Genomic DNA, 977 nt, shown 5'->3' with positions numbered 1-977 from the left:
CTTAATAACAATACTATAATTATTATTGATAATAGCCAAGCAAACAAAGGTTTTTTGTAATGAATAGGCAAGATAAAGAAAATAATGGCTGTAAATAACACAGACCACCAAATATTCCAACCATTATGGTATGAAATAAACCCAAACTTACTATTAAAATACTCAGCACATAAATATATTCCTACCCATAACAAAAACCATAATGAACGTTTTTTCCATCCATCAGGGAACCTCCCTAAGTATATTAATACGGTTGCAGAGTAGGATACGACCATAGCTAAAATTGTAATAGTAGTATGGTTAGGTAAGATTAAATCATGAAACAACCACATTGTTTTTTTATAGAGGAGAAAGTTGTATAAAAAATCTCCAATGATTAAGAAGAGTATTGTCGGATAATACAGTTTCCAATTCCTCCAATCCCCCCATTTAAACACTGCTAACATATATAAAATATTGATAAACATATACATAAGACCATCCTTTAAAATTAGTATTTCTATTTTCCCTCAATAACAGGAAATTATATAAATGAGATGGTCTACCCTTGTTGAACTAAGCTGCCGTTAGTGAAAAAGAAAAGCTTCCAAAATGACTGCTACGTTCTTAAAATCTTGCTGTTGAAAATCTTAAAGAAATATTTCAGCCTTCGAAGTCATAATTTGTTCTTCTTTTCTGCAAACTTTTTGGACATTTTCTTTCTATAATAATATTAGTAAATAACAATTTGGAGGAATCAAGATGAAGAAAATCATTGCAACTACTGCGTTTCTTGTTGTTCTGGCATTTAGCAGCTCAGCACTTGCTGCTGGAAGTGATGTCGCCCATTGTGCCCAAATGGGAGAAAAGGGAATTTCACAAAAAGCCAAGGAAATGACTAAGGGCGTTTCCGAATGTGCTACTATGCCTGATTGCCCAATGAATAATTAGGATTACAAACGTAAAAGCCAGGGAACCACTTCCTGGCTTTTACTGTT

General features: G+C 33.1%; 2 protein-coding genes. One reads left to right on the top strand and one right to left on the bottom strand.

What is annotated here, in order from left to right:
* The coding region (locus ACY3XC_RS28680; protein ID WP_464871572.1) for a CBO0543 family protein at window positions 1-467 on the bottom strand (467 nt) is incomplete at its 3' end.
* Between the two features lie 274 nt (window positions 468-741).
* Here ACY3XC_RS28680 and ACY3XC_RS28675 point away from each other — a divergent pair.
* Window positions 742-930 carry a hypothetical protein gene (locus tag ACY3XC_RS28675; protein ID WP_179160275.1) on the top strand — a complete coding sequence of 63 codons (189 nt, stop codon included), beginning with the start codon at window positions 742-744 and terminating at the stop codon, window positions 928-930.
* The last annotated feature ends 47 nt before the right edge of the window (window positions 931-977 follow it).

Source organism: Bacillus sp. CZDM1, from assembly GCF_055502545.1.
The sequence above is the reverse complement of the archived record's forward strand: the minus strand, read 5'-3'. Positions and strand labels throughout refer to the sequence as shown.

What these genes read in the sequence shown, in the direction of transcription:
- ACY3XC_RS28675 (WP_179160275.1), top strand. Translation starts at nt 742, where the DNA reads ATGAAGAAAATCATTGCAACTACTGCGTTTCTTGTTGTTCTGGCATTT.